The organism is Halorientalis pallida (assembly GCF_049605515.1).
GTDB classification, from domain to species: domain Archaea; phylum Halobacteriota; class Halobacteria; order Halobacteriales; family Haloarculaceae; genus Halorientalis; species Halorientalis pallida_A.
On the sequence record NZ_CP187158.1, the window covers coordinates 2,245,341 to 2,269,300 of the forward strand.

Below are 23,960 nucleotides of genomic sequence, written 5' to 3' on the forward strand. Positions count from 1 at the left end.
CCGGTCTTTCAACTACGCGGAGTTAGGTATTTCCCGGCCCGCGACCGCGGCGGGCTGATCGGCGCACTCCCGCGCCGTCTGGCAGTCGGCAAAAACGGAGTGGAGCGTGTGACTGCATTTCTAATCGCACCCCCGAGATACTTAAACCCCGCGGACATTCTGGCACCGCAAAACCGGCATACAGCGCCCGTATATGACCTGTGTCAGACGGGTAGCTGACGGGCGTCCAACTATATAAATGGTTAGAGGAGTGACCGAAGTGAGCGAGTGCGGACGCCACACTGCTCGCGGAACTCGCAGGGGGAACACTTCGCGTCGTTGTCGATCCGGGCGGGTGGGCCGTCGACGGCGTCGGCCGTCCGGACGGCGCTCCGGTAGGCGGCCTTCCGGCGAGTCGTCAGCGGCACGGACCGGACGACGCCGTAGGCCGGATACTCCGCGTAGGCGCGCTCGACGGCGGTCTCACGCTCCCAGGACAGCGCCTTCGCCGCCGCGACCAGTCGCACGGTCTGGGGCTCCCAGACCCCTTCGTCGGGGGGCCGACCGGCGAACACGAGCGAGGGAGCCAGCGGATCTTCGAGAACCTTGTGCGCGACGCCGCGACACTCACGGCCTTCGAGCGTGCGCTCGCGGATGGGCGGGTCGACCAGTTCGTCCCAGGCGTCGAGTCGGGCTTTCGCGCGGCCGAGCCGTGATCGGAACTGCGTGGGCGAGACTTCGACGGGCGCGGCCAGCAGGTCGGCGTCGGAATCGAGCAGGCGCTCGTACTCGAAGGCCAGGCTCCGGCAGGTGGCCACCTCGTCGGGTACGTCCGGCGGGCCGGCGCGGCGGCGGTAGTAGAGCTTTCGCGGGCAGTACGCGGCCGTCTCCACGTCCCGGAACGTGTGCATGGTCGGGGCTGGTCCCGGACTGGTATTTGAACGTTCGTACCGCCCGGTCCGTTCGGCGGTGCGCCTCAGCCCGCGATCCGCGCGTAGACCGTCCGGACCGTGACGAACACGACGACGGCGAGCAACCCACCCGTGCCGATGCTGTGGAGCGGCGTGAACGCACCCTCGACGACCTCGGTCACCAGCCAGACAGCCGCGACGACGGCAACGAGGGCGAGTATCCGCCCCTCGACGCCGATCCCACGGAACCAGGCACCGACGCGCTCGCCGAGTGAGGACGCGGCGACCGGCCCAATCGCAACCGCGAACGCAACGAAGCCAACGGCGACCCAGAGCCAGGCGAGAGAGCCCGGGAGGAGCAGGTTCTGGACCACGACGGGCACCGCCAGCGCCGCGATGAGCAGGGCGGTCCCGCTCGGCGAGTCCGTGGAGAGCCAGTTGCGGGGAGCGATGACACCCATCGTATTGGAGATTTGAACAACCGGCGAAAAGAAAACTGTGCTGTGCGGTGCGGACGCCGTAAGCGTCCGGCGGCGAAGCCGCCGGTTCCCGGGATTCGCGCCGTTGGCGCGTATCCCGTGTTTTTCCCCAAGTTTTTGGAGGAGGGGGTGCGCTCGCGCACCCCCTCCTGTAAACTAGAATTTAGTGTCCGTCTCGATGTCCTCGGCGGCTTCGTCGAGACCGCTCTCCTGGGCGGTGTCGGTCAGGCGGATCGAGAGGGCGGCGTCGGGGATGGCGTCCTCGAACGCGCTCCGGAAGCGGCCGCTGACCCGGCGGGTCTCGGCCTGGGCGTCGGCGACGAGCAGGGCGCGCTCGACGGTCTCGGGGTCGGTATCGAGCGTGTCGGCCAGTGCTTCGGGGTCGGGGTCCGCGCCGTCCGCACGGGCGTCCCGGAGGGCGGACAGCGCGAAGGGAAACTCGGTGTCTTCGTCGTCGAGCAGGTGGAGGTCCATGCGGGCGCGGAAGACCTCGTCGGGGGTTTCGTCGACGGTCTCGGCGATGGCGGCGTCGTCCGCGCCGTCGTAGAACCCGCGGACGACGGTTGCGAGGGCGTCGTCGTCGAGGTCGGTCAGGAAATCGTAGCGCTCGCGCATGTCCGCGACGACGGCCGCGATGCGGTCGGCGACGGCGGCCTCGTCGGCGTCGGCGAGCGACCCCGGCCCCTCCTCCTGGCGTTCGGTCACCGTCTCCTCGTCGGTGACCTCGACGAAGATGTCCCGGAGTTCCTCGGTTTTATCGTCCATCGTCACTGGACGGTCGACGCGCGGACAAAAAGGTATTGCCGGCCATATCCGGGGCCGGTTCGGGCCGGGCCACGGATGGGGAGAAATCGTCGACGGGTTGTGTACCGTGGGTATGCTGGCGCTTGGCAAGACTTAAGCGCGTAACTTCCACACAACCACAACATGGTACTACCGTTGCAGGCGGGTGACACCGTCACACGTCCTACGATGTGGCAGATCAGCCACATCGGTGAGGTCGTCTTTTATTACCTGGCGGCGCTGACGATCGCAGTTCTCATCTGGGGTGTGTACCGTCGGTTCGACCGGTACGCACAGGGTGACGAGGACTGGTTCGAGCGCATGGACGACCTCGGCGGGCGAATCCGTGAGGCGTCCAAGATCGTCTTCACGAATCAGAAACAGTTCGACCGTGACCTCTACGGCGGCCTGATGCACTCGTTCATCATGTGGGGCTTTCTGACCCTGCTCATCGGGACGACGATCCTGGCCATCGACATGGACTTCCTCGAGAAGGGCGGGAAGCTCCTGACGGGCCAGAGCTTCTCCATCTTCAAGGGAGACTTCTATCTCTCCTACTCCCTCGTGATGGACTTCATGGGCCTGCTCTTTGTCGTCGGGATCGGCATGGCGCTGTACCGGCGCTACGTCGTCCGGAACGAACGGCTCTGGGGCCCCAACTCCAGTCTCGAAGACCACCTGTTCATCTGGTCGCTGTTCCTGCTCGGCGTCGGCGGGTTCGTCACCGAGGCGATCCGCATTCTGGGCACCAGCGCCACCCGTGACGTGTCCTTCGAGACCGTGAGCTTCGTCGGCTGGTTCCTCAAGGACGTGTTCGCCGCGGCCGGGATGACCCCGGAGATGGCGACGGCCGCCTACCCGCTCGCGTGGTGGTCCCACGCCATCATCGCGTTCGTCTTCATCGCGGCCATCCCCTACGCCAAGCCGTTCCACATGATCTCGTCGTTCGCCAACGTCGTCACGCGCGACGAGAAAGCCGGCAAGCGCCTGCCCGGCATCCCCGCCGATCTGGACGCCGACACCGGCGCCGAATCCATGGACTCGTTCTCCTGGAAGGAGATTCTCGATCAGGACGCCTGTACGAAGTGTGGCCGCTGTACCTCCGTCTGTCCGGCCAACAACTCCGGGCGCAACCTCTCGCCGCGGGACGTGATCCTCGACCTGAAGAACTACCGCGAACAGGTCGAGTCGGGCGGCGACGAGAAAGACATCGTCGCCGACTCGGACGACGCGGTGATCCAGGCCGAGACGATGGAGTCCTGTATGGCCTGCATGGCCTGCATGGACGCCTGCCCGGTCGAGATCGAGCACCTCAAGACCTTCACCCGGTTGAACCGCCAGCTCACCGACGAGGGCGAGATCCAGCCCAGCCTGCAGGACGTGTTCCAGAACGTCATGCAGAAGGGCAACACCTTCGGCAACAGCCAGCGCAACCGTGGCGACTGGACCGAGGACCTCGAATTCGACGTGGCCGACGCCCGCGAGGAGGACGTGGAGTTCCTCTGGTACGTCGGCGACTACCCCTCCTTCGACGACCGCAACAAGCAGGTCGCCAGGTCGCTGGCGAAACTGTTCCAGGAGGCCGACGTGGACTTCGGCATCCTCTACGACGACGAGGTCTACGACGCCAACGACATCCGTCGCGTGGGCGAGGAGTTCCTGTTCGTCGAGCAGGCCGCGACGATGGTCGAGAACTTCCAGGACGTGAACTTCGAGAAGATCGTCTGTACCGACCCCCACTCGTTCAACACCTTCAAGAACGAGTATCCGGAGGTCGACTTCGCGGAGTTCGCCGACGACCCGATGATGGACTTCGACATCGAGGACGACGACTGGAACCCCGACGCGGGCATCTACCACTGGACCCAGGCCGTCGAGGAACTCGTCGACCGCGGGAAACTCGGCCTCACCGGCACGGAACTCGACTACACCGTCACGTACCACGACCCGTGTCACCTGGGCCGGTACAACGACGAGTACGAGGCCCCGCGCGACCTGATCCGTGCGACGGGCTGTGACCTCCACGAGATGCCCCGCAACCGCGACGACTCGTTCTGTTGCGGTGGCGGTGGCGGTGGCCTCTGGATGGAACTCGAAGAGGAGGAGAAACCCAGCGAGGAACGCCTCCGGGAGGCGCTGGAAGACACGGAGGCCGGCAACGCCGTCGAGAAGTTCGTCGTCGCCTGCCCGATGTGCATGACGATGTACGAGGACGGCCGCAAGACCGGCAACTTCGAGGACGACATCGAGATCGTCGACGTGGCCGAACTGCTCGTCGAAGCCGTCGAACAGGACGGCATCACCGCCGGCGCGGCCGCCGGCGGCGAGTCCGCGCCCGCTGACGACTAACGGCACCCACTTTTTCCATCGGGGGGTGCGCGGCGCGCACCCCCCGAGCAAAAACGTGGGGAAAAAGCCGCGAGCGCGTCACTGGCGCGCTCGCGGTTGCTGTGCTCGTCCTCGGACCGCCACCACGACCGCACAGCCCCGCCTCGGTCCCGCACCGCGGGCCGTCTCGTGTGGAGAAAACTGTATTTCAGTCGACGGAGAAGGTAGAGACACATGTCCGACCCGACCGACCGACCGGATCGGACCGACGCCGGATCGCTCGCGGAGGGACGCGACTGGCCCCGCTTGAAACGCAGTGCGGTCGCGGTCGGCCTGACCGTCTTCGCGGCCGTCTGTAGCGCCGTGTTGATCGTCCCGACGGTGTTCCTGCCCACGTCGGTGGTGACGGTCGCCTTCGCGCTCGGGATCGCCGAACTCGGCTTCGGTGTCGCGGCGCTGACGTTCGTCAAGGCGACCGACCGCGGGGTGGGGTACGTGGGACTGGCGCTCCCGGATCGGAGCCGACTGGTGACGTACGTCGCGGGTGGTGCGGTCGCGCTGTTCACCGTCCGGTCGGTCGCGGTACTCGTCGCCCTCCAGCTGGGGTTCCCCCTGCTCCCGGCACGGGTCACGGAGGTGTCCATCGATCCGCAGGCGCTCATGCTCGCGATGATCCCGCTGTCGCTGTTCGTCGTCGCACCCTGTGAGGAGGCGCTGTTCCGGGGCGTCATCCAGCAGTATCTCGGGGAGGTGGTGTCGAGTGCGGGCGCGATTCTGGGCGCGGGCGTCCTCTTTGCGGTCCTGCATCTCCCCTCGTATCTGTCCTACTCGATGGAGTGGGCGGCCGCGATGGTCGGCATCGTGTTCGTCGTCGGCCTCGGGTTCGGCTACAGCTACGAGCGGACCGGGTCGATCTGGGTACCCATCGGGCTGCACGGCCTCTACAACTCGTTGATCATGGCCAGCGGCTACTTCCTGGTGGAGTTCGGCGTGGTCACCCTCTAGAACAGTGCGTTTTTGCCGATACCGCTGATACGGCCGGGTATGGACCACCTCACACACCGGCCCCGTCGGCTCCGCCGGGACGGCGTCCGGTCACTCGTCAGCGAGGTCGACCTCTCGGCGAGCGACCTGATCGCGCCCGTGTTCGTCGACGCGACGACCGACGACCGCCAGCCGATCCCCTCGATGCCCGGCCACGAGCGCGTGCCCGTCGACGAGGCCGTCGCCCGCGTCGAGGAGATCCGCGACACCGGCGTCGAGGCGGTCATCGTCTTCGGCATCCCCGAGGAGAAAGACCCGCGAGGAACCCGGGCCTGGGCCGCGGACGGCGTCGTCCAGCGCGCAGTCCGGGCGATCACCGACGAGACCGACGCCTACGTTATCACGGACGTGTGCATGTGCGAGTACACCGACCACGGCCACTGTGGGGTCGTGGAGGAGAACGCGGCCGACGACCCGACGCTCACGGTCAAGAACGACGAGACGCTCGATCTCCTCTCGAAGACGGCGGTCTCCCACGCCGAGGCCGGCGCGGACATGGTCGCACCCTCCTCGATGACCGACGGGATGGTCGGTGCGATTCGCGAGGGACTGGACGGCGCGGGCTACCCGGACGTGCCGATCATGAGCTACGCGGCCAAGTACGAGAGCGCCTTCTACGGCCCGTTCCGGGACGCGGCGGACGGCGCGCCAGCCTTCGGCGACCGCCGACACTACCAGATGGACCCCGCCAACGCCCGCGAGGCGATGCGCGAGGTCGAACTGGACGTGGAACAGGGCGCGGACGTGTTGATGGTCAAGCCCGCCCTGCCCTATCTGGATATCGTGAGCGCGGTCCGCCGGGAGTTCGACCATCCCGTCGCGGCCTACAACGTCTCCGGGGAGTACGCCATGCTCCACGCCGCCGCCGAGAAGGGCTGGCTCGACCTCGAAGCGGTCGCCCACGAGTCACTGCTGTCGATCAAGCGGGCCGGCGCGGACCTGATCCTGACGTACTTCGCCGAGGACGTGGCCGCGCAGTTGTAGTCACCGAGTTTCGACGATTTTCTGACCCGGAAACCGTCGGCCAGTGTTCAAACGCCGGGCGACCGAACCGCCGGTCGTGCAGCAACGCCCTCCCCTGATCGCCCTGATCGCCCTCTCGGCCGCGCTGGCGTTCGCCGTCGGTGCTACCGCCGTCACCGACCTCGACCCGCCCAGCGTGGCGAGCGGACCCGTGAACACGACCAACGTGAGCGCGAACGCGACCAGCGGTGGCGGTCTCGGGGGCAGTGGCCCGGGCGGCGTCAGCCTGCTCGGTTCCCTCGGCGGCGTCTACGGCCTCGTCGCGGGACTGCTCCCCACGGTGAATCCCCTGCTCTTGCTGGCCGTCACGGCGCTGGTCGTCGCCGGCCTCGCGCTGGCCGGACTGCGACGCCGCCGCGGCGACGCCGACGAGCGCCCGGAACCCGACGTGCGAGTCGACCACGACGACGGCGACGACGGGGCGACCGATTCGGCCCCACTCGTCCCGGACGCCGCGGCGGACAACGAGGTGTACCGCGCCTGGCGGACGATGGTGACGGAACTCGACGTGCCCTACGGCGAGACGACCACGCCACGGGAGTTCGCCCGCGAGGCGGCCCGCGCCGGCGCGGCCACCGAGCCGGTCGAACGGCTGACCGACCTGTTCGACCGGGTGCGCTACGGCACGGCCGAGCCGACCGAGGAGCGCGAGGACCGCGCCCGCGACGCGCTGGCCGCGCTCGTGGAGGAGGGCGAAGACTGATGCAGCGGGTCCTGCTCGCGGTCGGGTTCGCGGCGACGGCCGCCGGCGCGGTGCTGGTGTTCACGCCGCTGTCGGTCGGCGGGAGCGGGCTGGCGGTGGTCGTCCTCGTCGGGTCGGCGCTCCTGGCCGGGGGCGTCGGCGGACTGGCCGCGCTCGACCGCTCGTCGACGACGGTCGCCGACGGGTCGCTCCCGAACCCCGGTGACAGGGGGCGGCCGGTACCCGGCGACGAGGTCGATCGGCAGTTAACCGCCCTCTCGACGCGTGACGAGGACGAACAGGCGCGGTTGCGGGCCCGGATCGAGACCGTCGCCGCGTCCGTCCTCGCCGACCGGTTGGACTGTTCGCGGGCCGAAGCGCGCGAGCGGTTGACCGCAGGGGACTGGACCGACGACGACGCCGCGCTGGCGTTCTTCGAGGAACGGCCGCCGTCGCGGCGGGACCGGGTGCGGACCGTGTTGCGCGGCGAGCCGACGTTCTCGCGGCGGGCCCGCGCCGCGCTCGCGGCACTGCGGGAGGTGGCGGCGTGACCGGGACAGTCCAGCGAACCGGGCGGTGGCGCGGACTGAGCGCCGCGGCACTGCTCGCGGGCGCGCTCGGCCTCCTCACCTGGACGCCGGCGCTGTTGCCCGTCGCCGCCCTCGCGGTCGCACTGCTGGCGTACGGGCGCGTGGTCGCGCCGCCGGCCGCGACGCTCGCGCTCACCCGGACAGTGAACGATCCGGACCCAGAGCCCGGCGACGAGGTGACGGTCCGGCTCGCGGTCGAGAACGTCGGTGACCGGACGATTCCGGAGTGCCGGCTGGTCGACGGTGTGCCGTCCGCGCTCCGGGTCGTCGACGGCGCGCCGAGTCTCGGGACGAGCCTGCGGCCCGGCGGGACGGCGACGCTGTCCTACACCGTCGAGGCCGCCTCGGGCGTCCACGAGTTCCAGCCGGCGACGGCGCTCCTCCGGGACGCCGCGGGCGTGATCGAACGGCGAGTCGAGATCGCGGCCGACGACGCGACGGCGGTCGGCGAGCCGCCCCGACTCGACGACGGCCAGCGGCTCCCGCTCCGGGCCGCGACCGCCCCCTACGCCGGCCGGCGGACCGTCGACGGCTCCGGGGACGGCCTGACCTTCCGGACGATCCGGGAGTACCGGCGGGGCGATCCGCTGAGCCGGGTCGACTGGCGGCGGCGAGCGAAAACGGGAGAGCTGGCGACGGTCGAATTCCACCCCGAACGGTCGCTCCCGGTCGTCCTCGTGATCGACACCCGCGCCGTGGCGGCGGTGGCACCGACTCCAGAGGGCGAAACCGCAATCGAGCGGTCGCTGTCGGCGGCCGCCGCGCTGTTCGGTGGTCTCTCGGCCGACGACCACCGGGTCGGCGTCGCGACGCTGGGTCCGGAGCGGGCGTGGCTCGCGCCCGGTCGCGGGCGCGCACACGAGCAGCGCGCACGGGAACTGTTCACCCAGTCGGTCGAGCGCGGGGGAGAGCGGGACGCGACCGACGCCGGTCGCGGGTGGCTCCGGGAACGGCTCCCGGGAACGGCCGAGGTGATCGTGCTCACGCCGGCGGTCGACGACGCCGTGGTGGGGCTGATCGAGGGGATCGCCGCGCTGGGCACGCCGATCAGCGTCGTCAGCCCGGATCCGACGGCCGACGACTCGGCGGGCCGGACGCTCGTCCAGTTCGAGCGCCGGGATCGGCTCGCCGACGTTCGCGCCAGCGGCGTCCCCGTCGTGGAAGTCGGACCGAGCGAGGGGATCGAACGGGCGCTGGCGACCGCGGGGTGGTCGCGGTGAGGCCCGGTCGGCTCGCCGCCGGGTACGCGACGGGCGCGGCCCTCGTGGCGTTCGTCCTCGCGGGCGTCGGAGCGCTCGCCACGGTGCTGGGGGCGCTCGGGCTGGCGGGGATCGCCGTCGGAGCGGTCCGCGGCCGGGCGACCCTCGTCACGGTCGGCAGTCTCGGGCAGTTCGGCGCGGTCGTGACCGGCGGTGTGGCGGGTGCCGGGGCCCCACAGCTGGTGGGTGCCGGCGCGGCCGTCGTCGTCGCCTGGACGGTCGGGCGGACGGCCACCGAACTCCGGACGGCGCTGGACGAGGGAGCCGACGCCCATCGGCTGGAGGCGACCCACGCCGCCGGGACCACCGCCGTCGCGCTGGCGGCGGCCGGCGTCGCGATCACACCCACGGTCGTGGAAGTCGAGACCACACCGGTCGGCGTCGGCCTCCTGCTCGTCGGCGGCATCTGTCTGACGACCGCGCTCGCACTCACGCCAGCGGAGATCGTGTGACACCGTCAGACGGGGTGCGCGCTGGAACTGTCCGAACGGTCGATCAGCGCAGAAAATTCGAAAAAATACACCAGATGGAGCGAGAGTCGAAACGAATCAGTACCAAACAGGCGTTCGAGACAACGTATCGTGATCCAGAGCGCGCGCACCGGCTACGAACGGGTAATCCGTCCGAACCCCGGTTGACGAACGTCCGGAAATGGCGCGAACAAGTGCCCAGAGACTGGACGGAATACAACCTTATATCGATAATAGTCTCTTGTAATTCCAACGTTCGTCTACCCAAGAGTTGAAAACTGCCCGATGTTCAAGCTAAGCCTTATGTAGTGGGATTCCATGACCTTCTCTCGTGAAATACCAAACGAGCATAGCGCGTTTCGGTGAAAAGTTAGACAAACACGCGGGTAATTCCGGAATCCGTGTAACGGAGGTGTCGGCCTGATGGACCCGATCCTGTTGCAGGTCGGCGTGAGCGAGGTCGCCAGCGCGGTGAACTTCACGTGGATTCTGGTGGTCTCCTTCCTGATCTTCTTCATGCACGCCGGCTTCGCAATGCTGGAGGCGGGGCAGGTACGCTCGAAGAACGTCGCCAACCAGCTGACCAAGAACCTGCTGACCTGGTCGGTCGGGGTGATGGCGTTCTTCCTGATCGGTGCGGGAGTCAGTAGCTTCGTCGGCGGGTCCGGGTTCGCCTGGACTGCCGGTGCCGATCCGTCCTCGTGGGCCAGCAGCTGGCTCTACGGCGCCGTCTTCGCCATGACGGCGGCGACCATCGTCTCCGGGGCGGTGGCCGGCCGCGCGAAGCTCCGTGCGTACGTGACCTACACGTTCCTGCTGGCGGCGATCATCTACCCCGTCGTCACGGGCATCACCTGGTCCGGTGCGTACTTCTCCCAGTACCTCGGGACGACCTTCCAGGACTTCGCGGGTGGGATGATCGTCCACGGGATGGGCGGCATCGCCGGCCTCACGGCCGCCTACGTCCTCGGACCGCGGATCGACCGGTACAACAGTGACGGCAGCGTCAACGTCATCCCCGGTCACTCGCTGACGTTCGCCGTGCTCGGAACCCTGATCCTGGCCTTCGGCTGGTACGGGTTCAACGTGGGCACGGCCGCGATCTTCACGAGCGGTGACAGCGGCATGCTGTTCAACGGTGCCGTTCTCGGTCGCGTCGCGCTGACGACGACCCTGGCGATGGCGATGGGTGCCATCGGTGCCGGCGCAGTCGCACTCGCCAAGACCGGCAAAGTCGACACGCTGTACGTCGCGAACGGGCTGCTGGCCGGCCTCGTCGGGATCACGGCGATCCCCAACGTCGCCAGCTGGTGGGGCGCAATCGTGGTCGGCGCACTCGCCGGCGCGCAGCTCCCCATCGTCTTCGGCTTCGTCGAGAAGACGCTCAAGATCGACGACGTGTGTGCAGTCTTCCCCGTCCACGGGAGCGCCGGTGTCCTCGGGACGCTCGCGTACCCGTTCGTCGCCGCCGGCGGCTTCGCCGGTGTGAACGCGGTCATCACGCAGGTCGCTGGCGTGCTGGCGATCACGGTCTGGACGGTCCTCGCGACCGGCCTGGTGTTCGGCGTGCTGAAGGCACTCGGACAGGCACGCGTCTCCGAGAGCCACGAGCGCGAGGGCCTCGACATCGCGGAACACGGCGTCGAAACCTACCCCGAGTTCTCGCTCGGTGACGACGCGACGATGACTGACGGTGGTACCGGCCCGTACAAGACCGACGGCGGTGTCGTGAGCGGCGCGAGCGACAGCTCGTCCGACCTGCAGTCGGACGGCGGTCGCGAGATCGAAGGAGGTGAGAACTGATGAGTGACGAACCCAACGACGGCGGTATCAAGATGGTGATCGCGTTCATCCGACCCGGCAAGCTGTCGGATGTCAAGAAGGGGCTCGCCGAGGTCGGCGCGCCCTCGCTGACGGTGACGAACGTCCGCGGCCGCGGGAGCCAGCCGGTCAAGAAAGGCCAGTGGCGCGGCGAGGAGTACGTCGTCGATCTGCACGAGAAGGTCAAGCTGGAGACGGTCGTCGCCGACGTGCCGGCCGAAGACGTCGTCGACGCGATTCAGGACGCCGCTCACACCGGCGAACCTGGGGACGGCAAGGTCTTCGTCGTCGACGTCGACGACGCCGTCCAGATCCGGACCGACAAACGTGGTCGCGACGCGGTCTGACGGATGGCAGTCGACGACACCGACCGTCGTATCGTGAACGCGCTGCTTGCCGACGGCCGGGCCAGCGCCCGCGAGATCGCCAGCGAAACCGGTCTCGCGGCGACGACGGTCTCGAAGCGGCTGTCGGATCTCGAAGACGAAGCGATCATCGAGAGCTACCGACCGGTCGTCGACTACGACCGGCTCGGGTACGACGTGACCGCGGTCTTCCACCTCAGCGTGGACGGCAACGGCCTCAACGCAGTCGTCGACCGCCTGCGTGACCACGAGCGGATGGTCAGCGTCTACGAGGTGACCGGCGGTCACGACGTGGTCGCGGTCGGGAAGTTCAAAAACACCGACGAGATGAACCGCAAGATCAAGGACCTGCTGACCGATCCCGACGTCGAGGCGGCGAACACCAGCGTCGTCCTCGACGTGGTCCGGGAGAACGCGCAGTTCGCCGTCGACCTCGAAACCGAGGACTGACCGACGCGCTTTTTTCGGGTTCCACGCGACCCCCGAACCACTGGTCCGGTGGCCGTGTGTGCCTCACTCCCCGCTGGGGTGCGGTTCGTCGCCCGACCGATCCGTCACGGTGATTTCACCCGAGAGCGACTGCGCCGAGGGTGGTGCAATCGTGATCCCCTCCTCGTCGAATCGGCGTTTCACTACGCGGCGGAAATCCGAACGGAGCGTCACGATGTCGCTGTTGCTCGGGTCGTCGATCCAGAACTCCACCTGGACCGTGATGGCGTTCTCTCCGAGGTCGAGGACCCGTGCGTTCGGTGCGGGATCGTCGAGGACCGACTCGTGGTTCGTGGCGATCTGCTGGAGTTCCAGCAGGGCCCGTTCGGTGTCCTCGGCGTAGGAGAGAAACACCCGTTCCGTGACGCGGTACTGGTCCCGGCCGTAGGGACGAGTGAGGGCGTTGCTCGTGAGTTCCGTGTTCGGGACGGAGATCGTCCCGTTGTTCGGTGTCCGGACTCGCGTGACGCGAAAGTCGACCGCCTCGACGGTCCCCTCGCCGCCGGACCAGGAGATCCAGTCGCCGACGTTGAAGTCGGGATCGGTGACGAGGAAGAGTCCGCTGATGAGCGAGCCGAAGACCTGCTGGCCCGCGATGCCGAAGACGAAGGTGATGGCCGCGATGATGACCGCCGACTCCGAGAAGACGAACCCGTAGCCGGCGGCGATGATCCCCGTGATCGTCGCGAACCCGATCAGGAACACCCGCAGGTACGTCTCCGTCGCGGACACGATGGTCGGGTTGTTGCGATTCCGCGACCGGACGACCCGGGTGGCGACCGGGGCGAGAACGACCTGCCCGACGAGATAGACCACCACGAAACCGACGACGAACCAGAACAGCTCCGAGAGTACCTGATCGTACGCCAGCAGAAACCCACGCACCCACTCCGGGATCGAAACTTGGCCGAGCATGCACCGACTGTCGGCGCGGCCGGGTAAAATCCCAACTGCTTGCGGTACCGCGGCTGATTCGTCCGGGGACGCTGGCCGACGGCAGTGACGGTCGCGTAGCTGTCGCTCGGAGGCGTCGAAAAGCGGGTGAGCGAAACCCGGAAGTCGTTACTCGCCTGACCCGGCCGGAAGGAGTTCCGGCGCGGCGTCGGCGGGAGCCGCCACGGCATCCTCAGCCGTGGTGGCGGGTGCCGATGCAGTCCGCCGTCGGTCCACGTCCTCGCGAGGGGATGAGTCCTCAGTCATCGGCCGAGAGGGGCGTCCCGTCGGGGGCGGTCGGCGCGGGACTCTCGCCGTCGTCGAAGGGGTACCACGACTGTTTCGCGTCGTGTAGCCAGGGGTCCTCGTAACTGGTCTCCTCGGGTTCGGCCAGCGTGACGAGGTTCTCCTGGCCGGTGGCGTCGACCCACTCGCGGAAGGTCTGTCCCTCCTCGCGGAGCGCGGCGTAGGCCTCGACGAGGTTTCTGATGAGGCCCGGCACTTCGTCGGCGGGCACGCGCTGGCGCACCCAGTCGACGAAGCTGGGTTCCTCGCCGACGCCGCCGCCGACGCCCACGTCCATGGCCTCGACCATCTCGCCGTCCTTGCGGGCGCGCATCCCCTGAAGCCCGATGTCGGCGGTCATGGCCTGGCCGCAGTCGGCCGTACAGCCCGAGTAGTGGATCTTGATCCGATCCACGTCCTCGGGGAGTTCGACGTTGTCCCGGAGCCAGCGGAGCATCCGGGCGGTCCGGCCTTTCGTCTCGGTCAGCGCGATGGAACAGAACTCCGTGCCGGTACAGGCCATCGCCCCCTGCACGAAGGGGTTCGGTTCGGGCGTGTGCGTGTCGAGCAACGGCTCGGCGAGCAGGTCGTCCAGGTCCTCGTCGGGCACGTCCATGATCAGCGGGTTCTGCCGGCGGGTGAGCCGGACTTCACCGCTGCCGTACTCGTCGGCGAGGTCGGCCAGCTCGATCGCTTCCTCGGCGGGGAGTCGCCCGACGGCGACCGACAGGCCGACGTAGTTCTTGCCGTCTTTCTGGTCGTAGACGCCGACGTGGTCGTGGGCTCCGCGCTCGGCGGGTCTGCCGGCGTTGTAGGTGTAGTCGCCGCGGAAGTCCGTGCCCGCGCGTTCGAGGTCGAAGTCCAGGCGCTCGGCCATCGCCTCGCGGATGTCCTCGGTCCCCCACTCGTCGACGAAGAAGCGCGCACGGTTCTTCTGGCGGTTCTCGCGGTTGCCCTCCTCGTGGTAGAGTTCGACGAACGCCCGGACGGTCTCCTTGGCGTGTTCCGGCCGGACGAAGATGTCCAGCGGACGCGCCGGGCGGGGCTCGCGGCCGCCGAGACCGCCGCCGACGCGGACGTTGAACCCCTCGACCTCCTCGCCGTCGATCAGCTTGTGGGCCGGTTCCAGCCCCACGTCGTTGATCGAATCCTGGGCGCATCCCTGCCGACAGCCCGAGACGGAGATGTTGAACTTCCGGGGCATGTTCGAGAGGGCGTCGTCGCCCCGGATGTCGTCCTGAATCTCGTCGAGCAGTTCGCGACTCTCGACGTACTCCTCGGCCTTGCCGGCGACCGGACAGCCCGAGATGTTGCGCATGGTGTCGCCGCCCGAGGAGCGACTGGAGACGCCGACGGCTTCCAGTTTCTCCCAGATCTCGGGCACGTCCTCCAGTTTGATCCAGTGGAGCTGGATCGACTGGCGGGTCGTGAGGTCGATCCACCCGTTCCCGAACTCGGGGTTGTCGACGGGTCCTTTCGCGTAGTCGCGGGCGACCTCACCGATGGCGCGGAGTTGCCCGGGTTCGAGGACCCCGCCGCAGTTGGTCAGCCGCATCATGAAGTAACTCTCCTGGCCCGACCGCTGGTGGAAGATGCCCCAGAACTTGAAGCGCGTGAACCACTCCTCGCGTTCGTCCTCGGGAATCGAATCCCACCCCTTCTCGGCGAATTCGAGGAGTTTCTCCCGTACCTCGTCGCCGTACAGTTCGTCTTTGATCCCTTCTTTCTTGTGTGGCATGGTCGATCACTGAATTACGTGTGCGTCACGATTTCTCTGGAATACCGAAACGAACTTCCAGCTGTTTACGTCATAATGATCCAGTTTCGCCCGTATAACACTAATCGTTGAACATATACAGAACCAAGAGAGGCGGCGGGACGTTCGTCTACTTTATCATGACCGTAAGTGTGTTTAAGGACGTAAAGCGTGCAGTAAACGGACGTTCAGTTGGACGAACAGTCGGTTATCTCGGGTCGAGCCGACTGGTCGAGGCGTGGTGGCGAGGCCGCGGGCGCGCGCGAGCGGCGGGGCCGCGTGTGGGGAGCGTTTTTGTCCTGGGGCCGTGAGGCCACGGCCATGACCGACGACCGGGACCCGGAGAAGACGCTGGAGGACTGGAAACGGGAGATGCAGGCCGAACACGAGGCCCAGATCGCCGAGCCCGACCCCGACGAAGACCACCGGATCGAGGGTGTCACGCAGGTCAGCTATCGGGTGTACTTCGAGTACGACGACGAGACGGACACGCTGGAGCGAGAGCGACGCGAGCAGGTGGACGACCTCGCGGACCCGGAGTTGCTCTCCTGTGCCTGTGGCGTGCGCGGGATGACGCGCGAGGAGGCCCGCGAACACGTCGGGGCGGCGACCGACTAAATCGGATCGCCGGGCGCGCCGGATCGGTCGGCCGCGCGTTCGGCGTCGACGAACGCGTCCTCGTCGGCGTACTCTCGGACGGTCGGTTCGGGGACGACGACGGGATCGAGCGCGTCGGCGACCGTCTGCAGGGACGCGCCGCCACGGTCGACGGCCGACTCGCAAGCGTCCCGCCCGCGGTCGACGTGGTAGACGCCACAGTGGGGCTGGACACAGCCGTCGACCCGGGGAAGGACGGCGTCGATCCGCTCGACCCGCGCCCGGTTGTGGAGATAGGACAGCAGCGTCGGATCGACGAAGGGCAGGTCACACGCGCAGACGATGGCGTACTCGGCCGCCGCCACGCGCAGTCCAGTCCGGAGACCGTAGGCCGGTCCGCGGTCGGGGACGGGATCGACGGCGAACCGCAGGTCGTAGTCGGCGTCGTCGAGGACGCGCTCGACGGCCGGTCGCTGGTCGCGCCGGCAGTTGACGACGACGGCGTCCGCGACTGTCGCGATGCGGTCGGCGACGCGGCGGACGGTGGCCGTCCCGTCGACGGTCGCGAGGGCGGTCCCGTCCTCGAACCGGGTCGAGCGACCGCCGGCGAGGACGACACCGGCAGTACGACCCATCCTCAGGCGATGAAGCCCGCCTGTCCCTGGAAGGCCAGGTACAGCGAGAAGACGGTCACCAGAATCGCGATGACCATCTCCAGGTACAGCACGGCCTTCCCGTACTTGTACCAGTCACCGGTCGGTTCGCCGGCGTGTCCACCCATCAGTCGTCACCCCCTGCAGGCTTTTCCGGCGTGCCGAGCCAGCTGGACTCCGTGCCGATGCCGTGGTCGCGGGGGTCGTCGTCGTACCGCATCGCCCACACGAAGAAGCCGATGAAGGGCAGGAAGAACACGATGGCGACCACCGCGTACCCCGTGTGGATGTTGGGCAGGTTGCCGTACACCAGCGGGTAGACGATCCCGCCGGCCGTCGAGATGCCGCCGATGAACCCCGAGGCGGTCCCGGGCCGGTCTTTGAAGATGACGGGCACGATGGCGAACACGCCGCCGGTCCCGAAGCTCACGGTGATCCCGAACACGGCCAGTATCACCACGGACGCGGGCAGGATACCCGCGAGGCCGATGATCGTCAGTCCGATCATCGTACAGGTGATGAGGATCAGCGCGGTCATCAGCCAGTGGACCCGCGGCGAGTAGTCGTGTTGATCGGAGATCACGGGGTAAGGCGTCCACCCCTTGCGTTGCCAGAGATCGGACATGTAGCCCGAGAACGGTCTGAACAGGCTGGCGTTGAACGACTGGACGGCCGCGAACGTCCCGGCCGCAGTCTGGATGGCGGCCGTGCTGTCGAACCCGAGGTCGGCGATAGCGCCCCCGAAGCCCTCCGCGTAGTAGGCGGGCAGCCAGGAGTTCATCGCGATTTCGAGGCCGAAGGACATGGCGTAAGCCAGCATCAGAGCGATGGCGCTCCAGCGCGTCCAGACGAACATCGTGTCTTTCAGCCCGGAGTTGTCCTTGGCGGCCTGGGCCTTGGCCCGGTTTTTCGCCGGTTCACCCCGCCACTTGTAGACGAACGCGATGAGCAGGGCGACGATCCCGAGGTGGACGAACGCGTCCGAGAAGTTCGTCCCGTAGATGCGGGGCAACAGCAGGGCGCCCACGCCCGCCCCGACGTTGCCGGTGCCGGCGTACAGCCCCTCCGCGGTGCCCATCTCGTGGTCCTCGAACCACTGGGCGACGTGCTGGATGCCGACGACGAAGCTGATGCCGGCCGAGGCGACGATCATCCGCTCGACGAACAGGACGTCGAACGACCCGACGAGCGAGGGCATCCCCGAGAGGATGCTCACCGCGCCCGAGTAGGTCAGGATGATCGCGAAGACGTTGTGCGCGCCGAGGCGGTCGGCCGCCCACCCCGCCAGCACGCGGCCGGGTGGTGCGAGCCAGATCGCAGAGCTGGCGAGCAGTGCCAGTTGCTCGGTCGAGAGGCTGTAAAACTCCGCGATACTCGGACTGAACGCTGCCGTCGAGAACCACATCAGGAACGCCCAGAAGAAGGCGACCGTGGCGATGATGAGTTGCTCTATCTTGTTCGTCATCGTGGCTCACCTCCGTCGGTGAGTTCGACCGGTTCTGGGTCGGTCGCGCCCTCGCCGTCTCGCGGCTCGTCGCCGCTCGACTGGTCCACGGAACGCCGTTCCGTGCTTCCGTACGCCGCGAGCGACGGGTCCGCGACGACCCGGACTGCACACTGTTTGAGGTTCGGTTCGTCCGACCGGGGGTCCGTCGCCGGCACGGTCAGGTCGTTGGTCGCCGGGTGGTGGATCGGGAGCCACACCAGTCCCGCCGGGACCGCCGGATCGGGATCGACCTGTGCGATGATCGCCCCCCGCCGCGTCTCCAGGCCCACCGTGGGTTCGTCGTCGGCTCCCGACGGATCGGCGAGTTCGTTCGCGGCCGTCTCGGGGTTGATCCGGGCCGTGACCGGTCCCGGGTCGTCGACCGACCGGGATCGGACGCCCGTGTTGTAGCCGTCGGCCTCCCGGGCGGTCGTCAGCGTGAGGGGGTAGGCCTCGTCGGTCGGCTCCGGGAGCGGATCGGGTTCGGGCGGGTCCGAGAAGTTCGCCGTGCCGTCGGGCGTGGCGAACTGCCAGTCGTCCCCGTCGTCGGTGGACTCGTGGTAGCGGTAGCCGCCCTCGGCGTCGGGTTCGGGGGCCGGCCAGCGGACGCCGAGTTCGTGGTCGAGCCGCTCGTAGGCGATGCCCGAACAGTCCGCCTTCGTGCCCTCGGTCAGGGCGGCGAACTCGTCGAACATCGCGGCCGGATCGACCGGGGGGTCGGGCAACAGGCCGGGGACGATCTCGTTGGCGACGGCCGCGATGATGTCGATGTCCTGCTGGACCGTCGGCGGCGTGTCCGAGGCCGGGCGGACCCGCGAGACCGTCCGTTCCATGTTCATCACGGTCCCCTCGGACTCGCCCCAGGTCGCGGCCGGCAGGACCACGTCGGCGAGGTCCGTCGTCTCGGTCCGGAAGCTGTCCTGCACGACGAGGAAGGCGTCGTCCAGTTTCTCCGCGACCGCCGTCGCGTCTGGCATCCCGGCGACGGGATTGGTCGCCACCGCGTAGACCGCCTCGACGGGGCCGTCCTCGATGGCCTCCATCGTCCCCACCGGTCCCGGACCCACGTCGTCGGGCAGTCGGCCGACGGGGACGCCCCACTCGTCGGCGATTTCCGACCTGTGGATCGGGTCGTCGAACGGCCGCTGGCCGGGCCAGGACCCCTTGCAGGAGACCACGCGGGTCCCCATCGAGTTGGCCTGGCCGGTCAGCGAGAACGGCCCGCTTCCGGGCTTGAGATTACCCGACGCGAGACACAGGTCGATCAGCGCCCGTGCGGCGTCGGTGCCCCGGACGCTCTGGTTGATCCCCATGCCCCAGTAGATCAGCGTCCGGTCCTCGAAGGCCGCGGCCAGGTCCGCGACGGTCTCGGGCGTGACGCCCGCGTCGGCGGCCGCCGCCGCTGGGTCGGGGAGGTCCGCGACCAGCTCGTCGAATCCGTCGGTCGCTTCGTCGACGAACTCGCGGTCGACCGCGCCGCGGTCGACGATCTCGGCCAGCACCGCCCGGGCCAGCGCGAGGTCTTCGCCGGGGTCGAGCTGGACGTGTTCGTCGGCCGTCGTCGCCGTGTCCGTCTCGACGGGATCGACGACGATCATCCGGCTGTCGTCCTCGCCGGCGCTCTCGCGAATCCACCGGAACATGACGGGGTGGGCGATGGCCGGGTTGGCCCCCCACACGACGTGCGTTTCGGCCTCGGGGATGTCGTCGTAGGTCGTCGGCGGCGCGTCGCTGCCGAACGCCTCGTAGTAGGCCGTGACGGCGCTGGCCATGCACAGCGTCGTGTTGGCGTCGTAGTACCGCGTCCCGAAGCCGCCGCGGGCCAACTTGCCCAGCGCGTAGGCCGCCTCGTTGGTCTGTTGCCCGCTACCCAGCACTGCCACGGCGTCGCGGTCCCGACTCAGCGCCGCGTCGAACCGCTCGGCGACGCGCTCCAGCGCGTCGGGCCACGAGGTCTCGACGAGCTCCCCGCCCTTGCGGACCAGCGGCTTCGAGAGCCACTGCCCGTCGGGATCGGCGCTCTCCTCGATGCCGCGCTGGCAGGCCAGCCCCCGGTTGACCGGGTGCTCACCATCACCGCGAACTACGTCGACCCCGTACCCCTCGTCGACCCCGAGCTGTTTGTGCCCACAGCCGACGGCACACCGCATGCACGTGGTCGGTACCCACTCGCTCATGCGTCGTAATCGTCGAAAGAGAGCCACTTCCGGGACAGAAGTGGACGGTTGTTTCTCCTATCTCCAACACCCTGATGGTTCGTCGTCATTTCGTGTCGTTTATTCCCTCTATTTCCACTGGTAAAACGCTGTCCAAAACAAAATCGCAATTTTGTACTCGAAACGTGGACGCGCGGCTGGTTTGCAATAGAATATGGTCTGTTTAAGGATATAATTCCCCAGATTGGCGGACGAATATTCGACGTACGTTCAGGCGATTCGGCCGGTCGCGGTGGGAGTTCGGTACCGGCCGCGCGTGCCCGCGTTCCGGGCGAGTGAGTCAGGTCTTTGGTACGGGCGGGCCAAGGTCGGGGTATGAGCCACGAGCAGTCGCGCGATCTGTACGACCGGGCGCTGTCGGTGTTGCCCGGCGGCGTCAACTCCGCGGTGCGGGCGGCAATCGAGCCATATCCGCCGTTCATCGAGCGGGGCGACGGCGGCCACGTCATCGACGCCGACGGGAACCGCTACATCGACTGGGTGATGGGCCTGGGCCCGCTGCTGTACGGCCACGACACGCCCCAGCCCGTCGAGTCGTCCATCCAGTCCCACGCCAGCGAGGGCCCGATGTACGGGATGCCCACCGAGATCGAGGTCGAACACGCCGAGTTCGTCGCCCGGCACGTCCCCTCGGTCGAGATGCTGCGGTTCGTCAACTCCGGCACCGAAGCCACCGTCTCTGCCTGCCGACTCGCCCGCGCCCACACCGGCCGCGACAAGATCGTCGTCATGCAGGGCGGCTACCACGGCGCACAGGAGACCACCCTCGTCGAGGGCGAGTACGACGACACTCGCCCGTCGAGTCCGGGCATCCCACAGTCGTTCGCCGACGAGACGCTGGCCATCCCGTTCAACGACGAGGAGGCCGCCCACCGGGTCTTCGAGGACTACGGCGACGAGATCGCGGGCGTCCTCGTCGAACCGATCCTCGCCAACTACGGCATCGTCCGGCCCATCGAGGGCTACCACGAGACCCTGCGCGACCTGACCGACGACCACGACTCCCTGTTGATCTTCGACGAGGTGATCACGGGCTTCCGCGTCGGCGGCCTCCAGTGTGCCCAGGGCAAGTTCGGCATCGAACCGGACCTGACGACGTTCGGCAAGCTCATCGGCGGCGGCTTCCCCGTCGGTGCCATCGGCGGTCCCGCCCGGCTCATGGAGCAGTTCACCCCCTCGGGCGACGTGTTCCAGGCCGGCACGTTCTCGGGCCACCCCGTCACGATGGCCGCCGGGCTGGAATCGCTGCGCTACGCCGCCGAACACGACGTACACGACCACATCCACGACCTCGGCGAGCGGTTGCGGACGGGGCTCGCCGAGATCGTCGAAGACCAGGCCCCGTCCTACACCGTCACCGGGACCGACGGGATGTTCAAGCTCGTGTTCACGCGCGAGGCCCCCGACAGCTTCGAGGGTCACTGCGAGGGTGCCTGCAAACAGCGCGCGGACTGTCCCCGGTTCGAGCACTGTCCCAAGACCGGCGCGGACGTGGCCGCCGGCGAGACCGACCGCTGGCGGCGCGTCTTCTGGCCCAAGATGAAAGACGAGGGCGTGTTCCTCAGCCAGAACCAGTTCGAGTCCCAGTTCGTCACGTACGCCCACACCGACCAGGACGTGGCGGACACGCTGGAAGCGTACAAGGAAGCGCTGTGAGACCGTCGAGCCGGTAGCCTTTCGACCGGGGCGGTTCGAGAGTTGGACATGAGCGACGCGGACATCAGTCTGGACGAGAAGCGGGTCTACGGCGAGAAGACCGGGACGACGGAGCTGTACGTCGCCGCCGACCTCGGCGTGGCCGTCGTCGCCGTCTCGGCGGACATCGTCGGCGAGTTCTCGCTGGCCCACCGCTGTACCGCCCGGGACGTGGCGGCCGGTCCCGACTCACTGGCCGTCGCCACCGACGAGGACGTGCTGGAGAGCGCCGACGGCGGCTACGCCGAAACGGGGTTCGGTCCCGCCGTCGCCGTAGGGTTCGACGACGACGACGTGCTCGCGGCCGGTCCCGACGGGACGGTGGCCCGCCGAGAGGCCGGTGGCGACGAGTGGACGACGCTCGGCACGGTCGAGGACGTGCGCGCCATCGACGGGGACCTGCTGGCCTCTGCGGCGGGCGTCTACCGCGTCGGCGACGGCCTCGACCACGTCGGCCTCGCCGACGCCCGGGACGTGGCGACGGGCGGGACGCCGCTGGCCGCGACCGACGACGGCCTCTACTACCTCGGCCCGGGCTGGGCGACGGGGATGGACGGTGCGTTCACCGCAGTCGCCAGCAGTCCCGAGCGGGGCCACGCCGCGACGGCCGACGCGCTCTACGAAGGCGACGGCGAGGACTGGCGCGAGTGCGAGGTCCCGACCGGCGAGTCCGTCGTGGCGGTGACCCACGGCACGGGGACCTACGCCGTCACGGCCCAGGGCACCGTCCTCGTGAACGCCGGCGACGGCTGGCGCTCCCGGGCGCTCGGTCTGCCCGGCGTGAGCGGGCTGGCCGTCGCGCCCGAGTCGTGATCAGTGGGCGGACATCCCCGAGACGACGTTCAGCAGGACGACACCGAGGATGATACAGGCGATGCCGGCCACCCCGGCGGGATCGACCTGTTCGCCGAAGGCGACGACGCCGACCGCGGCGATGCCGACGATGCCCAGCGCGGCCCACGTCGCGTAGACCAGCCCGACGGGGAGTTCTTCGAGGACCAGCGAGAGCAGGACGAACGCCGCGCCGTAGCCGACGACGACGACGACGCTGGGGAGGGGGTTCGAGAACCCCTCGGAGAGTTTCAGCGACACGGTGGCGACCAGTTCCGAGGCGATTGCGGCGGCGAGGAGGGCGTAGGGGTTCACGGCAGAGCGATCACCCGAGTGTCACTAATCGCTTCCGCTTCGGGGCGGACGGAAGCGAAAAGTGGTTTAGCCGCCGTGGCGAGGGGCCGAATATGATCGTCAGTGGGTCCAGTTCGCAGTCGCTGTCCGCGGCACTGGCCGCGGCGACCGACGCGGACCTCGCGCCCGTCTCCTTCGAGCGGTTCCCCGACGGGGAACTCATGGCACAGGTCCCGTACTTCGACGCGGACGAGGCCGTGATCGTCGCGTCGACCGACTCCAGCGACGCACACGTCGAGTTGCTCCAGTTGCAGGACGCAGTCCGCGAAGCCGGGGCCGATCACGTCACGACTGTCATCCCCTACATGGGCTACGCCCGCCAGGACGCGGCCTTCGAGCCGGGCCAGCCCGTCTCCGCCCGTGCGATGGCCAAGGCACTGAGCCCCGGGACCGACCGCGTGTTGACCGTCAATCCCCACGAACCGTCGATCACCGACCACTTCGACGTGCCGGCCGAGACCGTCGACGCCGCCGCCCAGCTGGCCGACCCGCTCCCCGCGGACCTCACCGAGCCGGTCTTCCTCTCACCCGACGAGGGGGCCGTCGACATCGCCGAGACGGTACAGACCGCTTACGGTCGCGGCCGCGTCGACTACTTCGAGAAGACCCGGCTCTCGGGCTCGGAGGTCGAGATCGAGCCCCGCGACGCCGACGTGGACGGCCGGGACGTGGTGCTGACCGACGACATCGTGGCCACCGGGTCGACGATGGCCGAATCGGTCGCCGCGCTGGACGACATGGGTGCCGCCCGGGTGTACGTGACCTGCGTCCACCCGATGCTGGCCGCCGACGCGACGACGAAACTCGCCCGCGCCGGCGTCGAGGCCATCTACGGCACCGACACGCTGGAACGGGCCGCGAGTACCGTCAGCGTCGCGCCCGCCATCGCCGACGCGCTCTGAGGGGCGTCCTCCCCGCACACCTCTAACTA

General features: G+C 68.3%; 25 protein-coding genes. 14 read left to right on the top strand and 11 right to left on the bottom strand.

All coding sequences use genetic code 11. From position 1 onward, the window contains the following. Nucleotides 1-242: 242 nt before the first annotated feature. The 3 genes from ACOZ4N_RS13095 to ACOZ4N_RS13105 all read right to left on the bottom strand — a co-directional run bounded on the left by ACOZ4N_RS13095 (nt 243) and on the right by ACOZ4N_RS13105 (nt 2,134). Entirely contained in the window at nt 243-890 is a 648-nt protein-coding gene (locus ACOZ4N_RS13095; protein WP_424016810.1) for a CRISPR-associated protein Cas4, read from the bottom strand. A gap of 65 nt (nt 891-955) precedes the next feature. Next, complete coding sequence (locus ACOZ4N_RS13100; protein WP_424016811.1) at nt 956-1,351, bottom strand: hypothetical protein; 396 nt, start codon at nt 1,349-1,351, stop codon at nt 956-958. Between the two features lie 174 nt (nt 1,352-1,525). Continuing rightward, nucleotides 1,526-2,134 carry a conditioned medium-induced protein 4 gene (locus ACOZ4N_RS13105; RefSeq protein WP_424016812.1) on the bottom strand — a complete coding sequence of 203 codons (609 nt, stop codon included), beginning with the start codon at nt 2,132-2,134 and terminating at the stop codon, nt 1,526-1,528. Between the two features lie 162 nt (nt 2,135-2,296). On the opposite strand from ACOZ4N_RS13105, the gene ACOZ4N_RS13110 reads away from it, so the two are divergent. From ACOZ4N_RS13110 to lrp, 10 genes are all read left to right on the top strand, one after another. Next, nucleotides 2,297-4,501: a heterodisulfide reductase-related iron-sulfur binding cluster gene (locus tag ACOZ4N_RS13110; protein ID WP_424016813.1), complete on the top strand. Its 2,205-nt coding sequence runs from the start codon at nt 2,297-2,299 to the stop codon at nt 4,499-4,501. A gap of 213 nt (nt 4,502-4,714) precedes the next feature. Beyond that, nucleotides 4,715-5,485 carry a lysostaphin resistance A-like protein gene (locus ACOZ4N_RS13115; protein ID WP_424016814.1) on the top strand — a complete coding sequence of 257 codons (771 nt, stop codon included), beginning with the start codon at nt 4,715-4,717 and terminating at the stop codon, nt 5,483-5,485. 39 nt (nt 5,486-5,524) lie between these two features. Continuing rightward, nucleotides 5,525-6,508 carry a porphobilinogen synthase gene (hemB, locus tag ACOZ4N_RS13120; protein ID WP_424016815.1) on the top strand — a complete coding sequence of 328 codons (984 nt, stop codon included), beginning with the start codon at nt 5,525-5,527 and terminating at the stop codon, nt 6,506-6,508. A gap of 76 nt (nt 6,509-6,584) precedes the next feature. Then, nucleotides 6,585-7,250 carry a DUF4129 domain-containing protein gene (locus ACOZ4N_RS13125; protein ID WP_424016816.1) on the top strand — a complete coding sequence of 222 codons (666 nt, stop codon included), beginning with the start codon at nt 6,585-6,587 and terminating at the stop codon, nt 7,248-7,250. Beyond that, a complete protein-coding gene (locus ACOZ4N_RS13130; protein ID WP_424016817.1) occupies nt 7,250-7,780 on the top strand; it encodes a DUF7269 family protein in 531 nt (176 codons plus the stop codon). Before ACOZ4N_RS13125 ends, ACOZ4N_RS13130 begins: the two co-directional genes overlap by 1 nt. Then, the gene (locus ACOZ4N_RS13135; RefSeq protein ID WP_424016818.1) at nt 7,777-9,039 is read left to right on the top strand and encodes a DUF58 domain-containing protein; all 1,263 of its coding nucleotides are present in this window, start codon (nt 7,777-7,779) and stop codon (nt 9,037-9,039) included. The genes ACOZ4N_RS13130 and ACOZ4N_RS13135 overlap by 4 nt, the downstream gene beginning before the upstream one ends. Beyond that, nucleotides 9,036-9,530 carry a DUF7519 family protein gene (locus tag ACOZ4N_RS13140; protein WP_424016819.1) on the top strand — a complete coding sequence of 165 codons (495 nt, stop codon included), beginning with the start codon at nt 9,036-9,038 and terminating at the stop codon, nt 9,528-9,530. Before ACOZ4N_RS13135 ends, ACOZ4N_RS13140 begins: the two co-directional genes overlap by 4 nt. A gap of 441 nt (nt 9,531-9,971) precedes the next feature. Continuing rightward, complete coding sequence (locus tag ACOZ4N_RS13145) at nt 9,972-11,351, top strand: ammonium transporter (RefSeq protein ID WP_424016820.1); 1,380 nt, start codon at nt 9,972-9,974, stop codon at nt 11,349-11,351. After that, nucleotides 11,351-11,716 carry a P-II family nitrogen regulator gene (locus tag ACOZ4N_RS13150; protein ID WP_424016821.1) on the top strand — a complete coding sequence of 122 codons (366 nt, stop codon included), beginning with the start codon at nt 11,351-11,353 and terminating at the stop codon, nt 11,714-11,716. Before ACOZ4N_RS13145 ends, ACOZ4N_RS13150 begins: the two co-directional genes overlap by 1 nt. A 3-nt stretch (nt 11,717-11,719) precedes the next feature. Then, a complete protein-coding gene (gene lrp / locus ACOZ4N_RS13155; RefSeq protein ID WP_424016822.1) occupies nt 11,720-12,184 on the top strand; it encodes an HTH-type transcriptional regulator Lrp in 465 nt (154 codons plus the stop codon). Between the two features lie 63 nt (nt 12,185-12,247). On the opposite strand, the gene ACOZ4N_RS13160 is transcribed toward lrp, so the two are convergent. The 3 genes from ACOZ4N_RS13160 to ACOZ4N_RS13170 all read right to left on the bottom strand — a co-directional run bounded on the left by ACOZ4N_RS13160 (nt 12,248) and on the right by ACOZ4N_RS13170 (nt 15,179). After that, complete coding sequence (locus ACOZ4N_RS13160) at nt 12,248-13,138, bottom strand: mechanosensitive ion channel family protein (RefSeq protein ID WP_424016823.1); 891 nt, start codon at nt 13,136-13,138, stop codon at nt 12,248-12,250. 147 nt (nt 13,139-13,285) lie between these two features. Then, nucleotides 13,286-13,423, bottom strand: a complete 138-nt coding sequence (locus ACOZ4N_RS13165; protein WP_424016824.1) for a hypothetical protein — start codon at nt 13,421-13,423, stop codon at nt 13,286-13,288. After that, entirely contained in the window at nt 13,416-15,179 is a 1,764-nt protein-coding gene (locus ACOZ4N_RS13170) for a nitrite/sulfite reductase (RefSeq protein WP_424016825.1), read from the bottom strand. Before ACOZ4N_RS13170 ends, ACOZ4N_RS13165 begins: the two co-directional genes overlap by 8 nt. Before the next feature lie 339 nt (nt 15,180-15,518). On the opposite strand from ACOZ4N_RS13170, the gene ACOZ4N_RS13175 reads away from it, so the two are divergent. Beyond that, nucleotides 15,519-15,815 (top strand): hypothetical protein, encoded by a 297-nt coding sequence (locus tag ACOZ4N_RS13175; RefSeq protein ID WP_424016826.1) that lies wholly within the window; start codon nt 15,519-15,521, stop codon nt 15,813-15,815. Here the strand turns inward: ACOZ4N_RS13175 and mobA are convergent. The 4 genes from mobA to nasA are packed head-to-tail and all read right to left on the bottom strand — an operon-like array spanning nt 15,812 to nt 20,110. Continuing rightward, nucleotides 15,812-16,429 (bottom strand): molybdenum cofactor guanylyltransferase, encoded by a 618-nt coding sequence (gene mobA, locus ACOZ4N_RS13180; protein ID WP_424016827.1) that lies wholly within the window; start codon nt 16,427-16,429, stop codon nt 15,812-15,814. The two genes, ACOZ4N_RS13175 and mobA, sit on opposite strands and share 4 nt — an antisense overlap. A gap of 2 nt (nt 16,430-16,431) precedes the next feature. Then, nucleotides 16,432-16,575, bottom strand: coding sequence for a hypothetical protein (locus tag ACOZ4N_RS13185; protein ID WP_424016828.1), 144 nt, complete (start codon nt 16,573-16,575; stop codon nt 16,432-16,434). Continuing rightward, nucleotides 16,575-17,912 carry an MFS transporter gene (locus ACOZ4N_RS13190; protein ID WP_424016829.1) on the bottom strand — a complete coding sequence of 446 codons (1,338 nt, stop codon included), beginning with the start codon at nt 17,910-17,912 and terminating at the stop codon, nt 16,575-16,577. The genes ACOZ4N_RS13185 and ACOZ4N_RS13190 overlap by 1 nt, the downstream gene beginning before the upstream one ends. Beyond that, nucleotides 17,909-20,110 carry an assimilatory nitrate reductase NasA gene (nasA, locus tag ACOZ4N_RS13195; RefSeq protein WP_424016830.1) on the bottom strand — a complete coding sequence of 734 codons (2,202 nt, stop codon included), beginning with the start codon at nt 20,108-20,110 and terminating at the stop codon, nt 17,909-17,911. Before nasA ends, ACOZ4N_RS13190 begins: the two co-directional genes overlap by 4 nt. 354 nt (nt 20,111-20,464) lie before the next feature. On the opposite strand from nasA, the gene hemL reads away from it, so the two are divergent. Together hemL and ACOZ4N_RS13205 are read left to right on the top strand one after the other, a co-directional pair. Beyond that, complete coding sequence (gene hemL, locus ACOZ4N_RS13200; protein WP_424016831.1) at nt 20,465-21,805, top strand: glutamate-1-semialdehyde 2,1-aminomutase; 1,341 nt, start codon at nt 20,465-20,467, stop codon at nt 21,803-21,805. Nucleotides 21,806-21,853: 48 nt separating this feature from the next. Next, nucleotides 21,854-22,657: an HVO_0234 family beta-propeller protein gene (locus ACOZ4N_RS13205; RefSeq protein WP_424016832.1), complete on the top strand. Its 804-nt coding sequence runs from the start codon at nt 21,854-21,856 to the stop codon at nt 22,655-22,657. Here ACOZ4N_RS13205 and ACOZ4N_RS13210 read toward each other — a convergent pair whose 3' ends face one another. After that, a complete protein-coding gene (locus ACOZ4N_RS13210) occupies nt 22,658-22,990 on the bottom strand; it encodes a DMT family transporter (RefSeq protein ID WP_424016833.1) in 333 nt (110 codons plus the stop codon). A gap of 92 nt (nt 22,991-23,082) precedes the next feature. On the opposite strand from ACOZ4N_RS13210, the gene ACOZ4N_RS13215 reads away from it, so the two are divergent. After that, nucleotides 23,083-23,931, top strand: a complete 849-nt coding sequence (locus tag ACOZ4N_RS13215; protein ID WP_424016834.1) for a ribose-phosphate diphosphokinase — start codon at nt 23,083-23,085, stop codon at nt 23,929-23,931. Nucleotides 23,932-23,960 lie beyond the last annotated feature (29 nt).

Bases quoted from the DNA above. Each gene is read 5' to 3' on its own strand.
- ACOZ4N_RS13115 (WP_424016814.1), top strand. From the start codon at position 4,715: ATGTCCGACCCGACCGACCGACCGGATCGGACCGACGCCGGATCGCTC.
- ACOZ4N_RS13150 (WP_424016821.1), top strand. From the start codon at position 11,351: ATGAGTGACGAACCCAACGACGGCGGTATCAAGATGGTGATCGCGTTC.
- ACOZ4N_RS13215 (WP_424016834.1), top strand. From the start codon at position 23,083: ATGATCGTCAGTGGGTCCAGTTCGCAGTCGCTGTCCGCGGCACTGGCC.
- ACOZ4N_RS13165 (WP_424016824.1), bottom strand. From the start codon at position 13,423: ATGACTGAGGACTCATCCCCTCGCGAGGACGTGGACCGACGGCGGACT.
- hemB (WP_424016815.1), top strand. From the start codon at position 5,525: ATGGACCACCTCACACACCGGCCCCGTCGGCTCCGCCGGGACGGCGTC.
- nasA (WP_424016830.1), bottom strand. From the start codon at position 20,110: ATGAGCGAGTGGGTACCGACCACGTGCATGCGGTGTGCCGTCGGCTGT.
- ACOZ4N_RS13110 (WP_424016813.1), top strand. From the start codon at position 2,297: ATGGTACTACCGTTGCAGGCGGGTGACACCGTCACACGTCCTACGATG.
- ACOZ4N_RS13145 (WP_424016820.1), top strand. From the start codon at position 9,972: ATGGACCCGATCCTGTTGCAGGTCGGCGTGAGCGAGGTCGCCAGCGCG.
- ACOZ4N_RS13100 (WP_424016811.1), bottom strand. From the start codon at position 1,351: ATGGGTGTCATCGCTCCCCGCAACTGGCTCTCCACGGACTCGCCGAGC.
- lrp (WP_424016822.1), top strand. From the start codon at position 11,720: ATGGCAGTCGACGACACCGACCGTCGTATCGTGAACGCGCTGCTTGCC.
- ACOZ4N_RS13105 (WP_424016812.1), bottom strand. From the start codon at position 2,134: ATGGACGATAAAACCGAGGAACTCCGGGACATCTTCGTCGAGGTCACC.
- ACOZ4N_RS13160 (WP_424016823.1), bottom strand. From the start codon at position 13,138: ATGCTCGGCCAAGTTTCGATCCCGGAGTGGGTGCGTGGGTTTCTGCTG.
- ACOZ4N_RS13185 (WP_424016828.1), bottom strand. From the start codon at position 16,575: ATGGGTGGACACGCCGGCGAACCGACCGGTGACTGGTACAAGTACGGG.
- hemL (WP_424016831.1), top strand. From the start codon at position 20,465: ATGAGCCACGAGCAGTCGCGCGATCTGTACGACCGGGCGCTGTCGGTG.
- ACOZ4N_RS13190 (WP_424016829.1), bottom strand. From the start codon at position 17,912: ATGACGAACAAGATAGAGCAACTCATCATCGCCACGGTCGCCTTCTTC.
- ACOZ4N_RS13095 (WP_424016810.1), bottom strand. From the start codon at position 890: ATGCACACGTTCCGGGACGTGGAGACGGCCGCGTACTGCCCGCGAAAG.
- ACOZ4N_RS13170 (WP_424016825.1), bottom strand. From the start codon at position 15,179: ATGCCACACAAGAAAGAAGGGATCAAAGACGAACTGTACGGCGACGAG.
- ACOZ4N_RS13130 (WP_424016817.1), top strand. From the start codon at position 7,250: ATGCAGCGGGTCCTGCTCGCGGTCGGGTTCGCGGCGACGGCCGCCGGC.
- ACOZ4N_RS13175 (WP_424016826.1), top strand. From the start codon at position 15,519: ATGACCGACGACCGGGACCCGGAGAAGACGCTGGAGGACTGGAAACGG.
- ACOZ4N_RS13205 (WP_424016832.1), top strand. From the start codon at position 21,854: ATGAGCGACGCGGACATCAGTCTGGACGAGAAGCGGGTCTACGGCGAG.
- mobA (WP_424016827.1), bottom strand. From the start codon at position 16,429: ATGGGTCGTACTGCCGGTGTCGTCCTCGCCGGCGGTCGCTCGACCCGG.